Genomic DNA, 8,090 nt, shown 5'->3' with positions numbered 1-8,090 from the left:
ATGGGCCATTCATGTGTCTCCTACGGTTTCAAGCACCATGGCACATAGATGGGTCTGACCGGCTACCAAAATGATATTCGCTCACGCCCTTGTCACCGGGTTGTAACTCGGAGTGATTTCGTTCAGCGGCCGGGACCGGCCATCATCCTGCATGATGCGCACGTGACGGCGGCGCATCATCCGCGGCTCTGCCACGCCGACAGAATGGGCAATGGTCTCGACCTCATGGATGATTTCGCGGGCATAGCGGGTCACACGCTTTTCCTTGTCCTCTACGACGAGACCCTTCTGGAACCGTTTGTCATGAGTGGTGATGCCGGTAGGACATGTATTCTTGTTGCACTTCAGCGCCTGAATGCAACCCAGACTGAACATGAAGCCCCGCGCGGTGGTGATAAAATCAGCACCCGCCGCCAAGGCCCACGCAATATCGCCGGGATTCACCAGCTTGCCTGACGCTACAATGCGAATGCGCTCTTTCAGGCCCGCTTCGTCCCGCATATCAACAACGGCGACCAGCGCCTCGCGGATCGACATGCCCACCAGATCAATCAAAGGCATCGGCGCGGCACCCGTTCCGCCCTCACCGCCGTCTATTGTAATAAAGTCGGGCGCACATGCCGGACCCCGCGCGTTGATCGCTGCAAACAGCTCGGCCACGGGATGCTCGGCCCCGACAACGGTTTTGATGCCCACCGGCTTCCCCGTCACGTCTCGTATGTGACACACAAGATCCAACAGATCGTTCCAGTCATTCACTTCGGCATGCCGATTGGGCGAAATCCCGTCCTGCCCAATGCGCAGCCCTCGGATACCGGCAATCTCCTCCGTCACCTTGGCTCCGGGCAGGATGCCACCCTTGCCCGGCTTGGCCCCCTGCGCCAGCTTGATCTCAAACATCCGCACCTGCTTGTGGGCTGCCACCTCGTGCAACTTGTCGTCGCTCAGGTTCCCGTCCTCGTCGCGCACGCCGAACTTGGCCGTCCCGATCTGAAAGACAATGTCGCACCCGCCTTCAAGGTGGTACGGGCTGATCCCGCCCTCGCCTGTGTTCATCCACACTCCGGCCTCTTTCGCACCCCGGCTCAACGCGCGTACGGCGGGTTTGGAAATGGCGCCATAACTCATGCCAGAAATGTTGAAGAATGACCGCGCCGTATAAGGTGTACGCGCACCTTCACCGATGACCATGGGCGCGGTGCGGGCAAACTGATCCTCCAATGGCGGAAATGCAGCGTTCACAAAGATCGGTGTGCCGACTACATTCAGGTTGCGGGTTGATCCAAAGGCAACCGTGTTACTGACCCCCTCGCCCGCCCGCTTGATCCACTCGCGCTGCGCCCGGTTGAACGGCAGCTCTTCGCGATCCATGGCAAAGAAGTACTGGCGAAAGAATTCCCCCAGTGTTGAAAACAGATGCCGGAACCGCCCGATGACCGGATAGTTTCGCCGGATCGCATCATGGGTCTGAACGCGGTCGATGACGAACATGACCAAAGCCACGGCAACCGCCAGACCGATAACAAAAAAGAAGCCGAGGACCATAACCTCGAGCACAGCCATTGCAAATCCCACGACATCCTCCGGTGAAAGCTGGGCACACTGTGCAAAGCGTTTCGCAAGGACGCAAGCACAGGCGGGTTTCTGCCATGCTTAACAAAGTCGTGAGTGGAAATGTGAAGACGGCCCAGCTTAGGGGTTCGGCGACGCGTTTCAAGACAAAGTGGGAAAAATTTCCACGTGATCCACCTCTCAGTGCTGCGCGTTTCCCTATCGATGCCGAATGACGGTTATCGCAACTCTGTTAAGGGAGACACATCAATGATCCGCAAGACACTTTTCGCCACTGTCGGAATCGCCGCCGTTGCAACCGCCGCACTCGCAGGCACAGGCAAGAAAGACATCGTTGACACAGCCGTCAGCGCAGGCTCCTTCGAAACGCTCGTAGCCGCCGTGCAAGCCGCAGGCCTAGTTGACACATTGAAAGGCGATGGTCCGTTCACCGTCTTCGCGCCCACGGATGAAGCATTCGCCGCCCTGCCCGAAGGCACAGTCGAAAGCCTGCTGCTGCCCGAGAACAAAGACCAGCTGACGGCCATCCTGACTTACCACGTTGTCCCAGGCAAAGTGATGTCGACTGATCTGCAGGACGACATGGAAGCCACCACCGTTCAGGGTGAAGCCGTTACCATCGATCTGGACGACGGCGTCAAAGTTGAAGAGGCAACAGTGGTCAGCGCGGACATCGAAACCTCGAACGGCGTGATCCACGTGATCGACAAGGTGATCCTGCCCGAAACCAGCAGCTGACGAATGCTGCGGTGTTTCTGAACACCGTATTACTCACAGAAGAGGCCCCCCGGGGCCTCTTTCGCACTGAAGGCGCCCAGTGTTCGGCGCTTTTTGGGGCACTGATCAAACAAAAAGCAGGAAAACGTCGGCGTCCGTGACGCACGACTGCCATTGCAAGATACATATATAGTGCAGCGCTTTTGCGACACGTAGTGCGGCATCGGTCATTGGGCAAAGCAGCCACAAATCGACAATTCACCGCATCATGAGCATTGTATCCAAGTCGGGCCATCCCCTATATTCTTGAAAGATAGATACAGGGACCACGAACATGGATTTCACACTCGCCATTTGACCACCCAACGGTTTCCAAACGCGAGCACTTTCCATGTCCCCTATCGTTTTGGCCGGCCTCAGCTGGCACACCCCAGACAACACAGCTCTTTTTACTGATCTGAACCTGACGTTCGGCCTTGGCCGGACGGGCCTCGTCGGACGCAACGGCACAGGCAAGACAACGCTCTTGCGCCTGATTGCGGGCGAACTCACCCCCTCATCCGGTACTATCACCAAACCACCAAAGATCGGGGTCTTGCACCAAAATCCCGAACAGCGCGCGGGCGCGACGCTGGCCGACCTGTTTGGCGCGACGGACCAGCTCGCCATCCTCGCACGCGCAGAACGGGGCGCGGCAACGGCGGACGACCTCGCAGATGCAGATTGGACGATAGAGACGCGGTTGGAAGCCGCCCTGACAGGTATGGGCCTGGATCACCCCCCAGACACACGGCTCAGCGCACTTTCCGGAGGGCAACGCACGCGCGCAGGCCTCGCAGCACTCATGTTTGAAAAGCCAGACGCCCTATTGCTCGACGAACCAACGAACCACCTCGATCACCTTGGGCGGGCACAGGTGATCCAAGCCCTCCGCACGTGGCGGGGCTGCGTCATCGTCGCCAGCCACGACCGGACCCTGTTGGCCGAGATGGATACGATTGTCGAACTGACGACATTGGGCGCACGCACCTATGGCGGCAACTACGCGGCTTATCGGGACATGAAAATCGCTGAATTGGCATCGGCAGAACAAGATCTCGCACGCGCGGAACGGACAATGACAGAAACCCGCGCGCGGGTACGACTTGCCGCCGAACGCAAGGCGCGCACCGACCGGCAAGGTCGACAATTGCGCGCCTCGGGAAGCCAATCGAAACTGGTGCTCGACGCCGCAAAAGAACGCAGCGAAGGATCAGGCGCCTCTGCCGCCCGATTGCGCAGCCGACAGCTGGACAACGCGGAATCCACGCTGGATGAAGCCCGTGATGCAATCGAAATTCTACAGCCCCTCGCCATCGACATTCCCGCCTCCGGCTTGATTGAAGGTCGCAATGTACTGCAGGTCGACAGCCTACGCTTCGGATATCAACACGATCACCCCATCCTCAAGGATGTGTCACTGACAATCCGCGGCCCCGAACGCGTTGCGATCGAGGGGGCAAACGGCACGGGCAAATCAACGTTGCTCGCCTGCATTCACGGCGATCTCCAGCCGCAGGGCGGCTCCATTGACCTGCATGTCCCGGTGGCACTTCTTGATCAGGATCTCACTCTGTTCGATCCCGAAGAAACAGTGCGCGACGCCTTCGCGCGCCTTGACCCCGACGCGACCGAAAACGACAGGCGCGCGGCGCTCGCCCGCTTCCTGTTTCGGGGCGATGACGCCCATCAGCGCATTGGCTTGCTCAGCGGTGGACAGCGCTTGCGCGCCGGATTGGCCTGTACCCTTGGACACAGTCAGCCACGTCAACTCCTGCTTCTGGACGAACCAAGCAATCACCTGGACATCGAAGCGGTCGAGACATTGGAAGCCGCCCTCAGCGCATATGACGGCGCGATCCTCGTCGTCAGTCACGACCGGGAGTTTCTGGACAATATTGGAGTGACGCGCAGCCTCACCTTGCCATGACAGCTCACTGGTGAATCTTCAGAGCAATGTTGGCGAACCTAGATCGAATACTCACGAAGCAGGGCAGACACACCGAAAACAGCAGTCACATAGGTGAACTTACAACCGGCGGCTGTCAGGACACTGCAGCTTCCATCCGATGTATGATGGATCATACATCAACCTAACATCAACCTATGGTTTAGGGTGTGCATTTAGAGAATTGAACCGATGCGTGTACTGGGCGAAACCGGGGGTAGAGTTAAACAAAGGTAATCGGTTATGTCACACCCCATAGACGTGCACGTTGGTAAACGCTTGAAGCAGATGCGCAGATTGCGCCGTATGTCCCAAACCGACGTTGCAAAACGCTTGGATCTGTCCTTTCAGCAAATCCAGAAATACGAAATCGGCTCGAACCGAGTAGCAGCGAGCCGCCTGTTTGAACTTTCGCGAATTCTGGACGTCCCAACGTCCTATTTCTTCGATGGGTTAGCGGACGCAGACAACACCGCTGCACAGCACAATGACTACGGGCTTGACATTGTTAGGGCACTCGCTGCCATCGATGACGACAAAATCAAGTCGCGCATCGTCACATTTATTGAGGATGTTTCAAGGCTGTCAGTCACACGTCAAGCGTCCTAAAGCGGATCAGAAGACAGCTTTCTCTTAAGCCTTTCATACATACATTTTCAGCATCTTATTCGGATCGGCTTGCTTAAATGCAGTCGGTCCGATTTTTCATGTTCTGGCCAAACACCCGGCTTCAGTGCTGATCCAAAGCCTGTGCCTTGACGGACAGTTACGGGTGTTTTCAATCACCCAAAGCACCAGGCCTTACACACCAGAGTTGTTCACTTATTCAAAGCAGTTTGAACACGCTCCTCAAAGGTCGCCCAACCCTCGAATCGACGCGTGATGGCAACCCAACGTCGCATACTACTGACTGCGAAAGTTCAGCGAATCGCTGGACGTTGACCGTTCCTCAAAAAGCACGAACACGATCGGGTAAAGGGCTGAGGATTCGTAGCTTGTTCAGACATCGGTGGTGATATGGACGCCCACTTGTCTGTGCGCCGCAAGAGGAACCCAGCGAAACGGCTTTGCAATCCACACGTGAACAGACGTGCGGAACCGGAGCATTTGATTCGCAACGTCTCCAGCGCCTTGTTTGCTCCGCCCTCTGGTCTCCAAATCACCCACCGCAGCTGTGTGTCGGACTTTAAGATCAAGCTGTCAGAATCAGTTCCTGACTTTGGGCTCAGATTTCGCAAACGGCAAACACACCGCCGCGCTACGACAGACAGTTCTGCAATTTGACCGTGGCCGCGCCAGACTCATCAAACACCGCCGCTTGCCCTTCCACACGCAGCATCGCGCCTGCCATTTCCGACGCATCCACGGTAATCTGGCGGGCGCTGGTTGTGTCGTCGATATCTGCGGTAAATGCCCAACTTGTCCCTGGTTCCACGCCATCCAGCGACACGGACAGAACGGTATCTCCATCCGTGACCTGTGATGTGCGCGCGCGGCCCGCCACCCATTCCAGCGGCTGAAACACTTCAACACCCGCGCCGGCGCCTGTGGTGTCAAAGATCAGCCCAGCAGGTGCCGTGCCCAAGTCAATCTGCACGTCAAGTTGATCCAAAGCGCACGCGCCATCATAGCTGAGAGTAAAGCGGTCCTTCGGCGCACCATCCCGGAAACTGACAGTCAGATCAGCGATGGCAGCAGAAGGGAGGGCGGTCAAAAGGGCAAGGGCAGCAAGACGCATTGGGGACAAGTCTCCGGATCAGGTCAGATCCCCGAGACTTAGTCCGCACTTTGCTCCCGGCAACCGACCGCGCCCCATTGGGCACGAGGGTGCGGTTCAGTTGGTTAAAATGCGCTACCACACAGTACGGTGCGATAGCGCCTTGTTTTCGCACTTGTTTGAGACATCGGTTGATATTGGGTGCATGCACCGAACAGCTTGTCCCCGCGGGGACAAATCCCGGTTCAGTCGTCTTTGGGCCCGATTTTGTCCTGCGTCTGCGTGTCAAAATCCGACGCATCATGGCGTTCATGCAGTTGCAGGGCCGGCTCACCAAATGACCGGTTTACCATCCGTCCTCGCAGGGTCGCGGGCCGCTCGTCGATCTTCTTGGCCCAGGCGAGCACATTTGTGTAGCTCTCCGCATCCAGGAATTCCGCCGCCGAATAGAGTCGGCCCAGACATAGCTGCCCGTACCAAGGCCAGATCGCCATGTCCGCGATTGTGTACTCGTCCCCCGCGATGAAGGGTTTGTTCGCAAGCTCGCGATCCAACACATCCAACTGCCTCTTGCTCTCCATAGCGTAGCGGTTGATGGGATACTCGTATTTTTCAGGAGCATAGGCGTAGAAGTGCCCGAAACCGCCCCCAAGAAACGGAGCCGAGCCCATCTGCCACATCAACCAGTTCAGCGTCTCGGTCCGGGCAGGACCCGAGGCCGGGAGGAACTTGCCAAATTTCTCAGCGAGGTGGATCAGGATCGACCCACTTTCGAACACACGCAGCTCTCTGTCGCCCGAGCGGTCGATCAGTGCGGGAATCTTGGAGTTGGGGTTTGCATCAACGAAGCCTGATCCGAACTGCTCTCCTTCACCGATGTTGATCAGCCACGCGTCATATTCGGCGTCCGTCACTCCGGCTGCCAGCAGCTCTTCGAACAACATGGTCACCTTGACCCCATTGGGCGTCGCCAGCGAATACAGCTGAAATGGATGTTTACCGACCGGCAAATCCTTGTCGTGGGTGGGGCCGGCAATGGGACGGTTGATCGAGGCAAACTGGCCGCCGCTTTCGGCGTCCCATGTCCATTTGGCAGGGGGCGTGTATGTCGGATCGCTCATGTGGGAAGAGCCTTTCTGTTGATTCATTGTCGCAACCTATGGCGTTGTACGGGGCTCGCAAGGGGCGGGCCTGTGCCGTACTGCACAACGCCATCTCAGTCGGGCAGCAACATGTCCAGCATCGGGTGCGGAAAACTCCGGCGGGTTGTGACTGCGTAGAATGTATCGGTGATCCCGGTGTTGAAGGGGGCAGTCACCAATTGCCCGGACGCAATTTCGTCAGCCAAGACAATCTCTGGTGCAAGTGCCAATCCAATACCTTCGCGTGCCAACAGGCGAACCATGGCCATGTCATCCACGTCGGCGACAATGCGAGGCTGAACCCCGAGCCGTGCAGTCAGACGGTTAAACCCGGTGCGGATCGCGCTTTCGGTCGGAACGATAACCGCCTCAGTTTCAAGAACCGATTTCAATGTTTTATGCCTCATCCTATCCGGCTTTCCGTGCAAGCCAACAGCTTGCCCCGCAAGGCGATGGGCAATGAAATCGGAGCCAGCGGCGCTGGTCGGTGCTTCGGTGGTCAACACAACGTCCAGCGCGAGTTCGGACAGCGACCGTAGCAAAGGCACGTTCTGACCCGACTTCAGAACAATATCGACGTCGGGATGATCCAGAATCGGACGCAGAAACTGGATCTGGAAATTGCGCGACAATGTGGAAAGCGCACCAACGCGAAGGGGCGGCGTGTGGTTGGCGCTGCGATTCAGCGTCTCCATCAACTCCCGCCCGGTGCCAAAGATACGGTCCGCGTGGTCAAGGGCGATCCGCCCAACCTCGGTCAGTTTCAACTGCCGCCCCACACGATCAAACAAGGCATGACCCAAACGCGCCTCCAACGCCTTGATCTGCGTGGATAAAGCGGACTGAGACAGGTTCAGTTTGTCTGCCGCACGGGTCAGGTTTCCCTCGTGTGCGACGGCACGAAAATAGCGGAGATGATGATAATTCAATGCGTCCATACATTCAAAATATAGAA

General features: G+C 57.4%; 8 protein-coding genes (1 of these 8 cut by a window edge). 3 read left to right on the top strand and 5 right to left on the bottom strand.

Annotated elements, in window-relative coordinates; all coding sequences use genetic code 11:
* Window positions 1-9 carry the 5' end (the start) of a protein-methionine-sulfoxide reductase catalytic subunit MsrP gene (msrP, locus tag IE087_RS03450; protein WP_189367698.1) on the bottom strand. Its footprint begins 897 nt before the window's first position, so only the first 9 of its 906 coding nucleotides appear in the window; it begins with the start codon at window positions 7-9; its stop codon lies off the left edge, out of view.
* 72 nt (window positions 10-81) lie between these two features.
* Window positions 82-1,575 carry an FMN-binding glutamate synthase family protein gene (locus IE087_RS03445; RefSeq protein WP_373296477.1) on the bottom strand — a complete coding sequence of 498 codons (1,494 nt, stop codon included), beginning with the start codon at window positions 1,573-1,575 and terminating at the stop codon, window positions 82-84.
* A 246-nt stretch (window positions 1,576-1,821) separates the two neighbouring features.
* Between IE087_RS03445 and IE087_RS03440 the strand changes: the two genes are divergently transcribed.
* The 3 genes from IE087_RS03440 (at window position 1,822) to IE087_RS03430 (ending at window position 4,885) form a co-directional block, all read left to right on the top strand.
* A complete protein-coding gene (locus tag IE087_RS03440) occupies window positions 1,822-2,310 on the top strand; it encodes a fasciclin domain-containing protein (protein WP_189367696.1) in 489 nt (162 codons plus the stop codon).
* A 370-nt stretch (window positions 2,311-2,680) separates the two neighbouring features.
* A complete protein-coding gene (locus IE087_RS03435; protein ID WP_189367691.1) occupies window positions 2,681-4,258 on the top strand; it encodes an ABC-F family ATP-binding cassette domain-containing protein in 1,578 nt (525 codons plus the stop codon).
* A 261-nt stretch (window positions 4,259-4,519) separates the two neighbouring features.
* Window positions 4,520-4,885 (top strand): helix-turn-helix domain-containing protein, encoded by a 366-nt coding sequence (locus IE087_RS03430; protein ID WP_189367687.1) that lies wholly within the window; start codon window positions 4,520-4,522, stop codon window positions 4,883-4,885.
* Window positions 4,886-5,534: 649 nt separating this feature from the next.
* On the opposite strand, the gene IE087_RS03425 is transcribed toward IE087_RS03430, so the two are convergent.
* The 3 genes from IE087_RS03425 to IE087_RS03415 form a co-directional block, all read right to left on the bottom strand.
* Window positions 5,535-6,014 (bottom strand): hypothetical protein, encoded by a 480-nt coding sequence (locus tag IE087_RS03425; protein WP_189367685.1) that lies wholly within the window; start codon window positions 6,012-6,014, stop codon window positions 5,535-5,537.
* Window positions 6,015-6,238: 224 nt separating this feature from the next.
* On the bottom strand, window positions 6,239-7,114 hold the full coding sequence (gene yghU / locus IE087_RS03420) for a glutathione-dependent disulfide-bond oxidoreductase (RefSeq protein WP_189367683.1): 876 nt from the start codon (window positions 7,112-7,114) through the stop codon (window positions 6,239-6,241).
* Window positions 7,115-7,209: 95 nt separating this feature from the next.
* The gene (locus IE087_RS03415) at window positions 7,210-8,073 is read right to left on the bottom strand and encodes a LysR family transcriptional regulator (RefSeq protein WP_189367681.1); all 864 of its coding nucleotides are present in this window, start codon (window positions 8,071-8,073) and stop codon (window positions 7,210-7,212) included.
* Between the last annotated feature and the right edge of the window lie 17 nt (window positions 8,074-8,090).

The sequence above is a fragment of the Tateyamaria omphalii genome, from assembly GCF_014651375.1.
GTDB classification, from domain to species: domain Bacteria; phylum Pseudomonadota; class Alphaproteobacteria; order Rhodobacterales; family Rhodobacteraceae; genus Tateyamaria; species Tateyamaria omphalii.
This window is presented reverse-complemented; position numbering and strand designations above follow the sequence as displayed.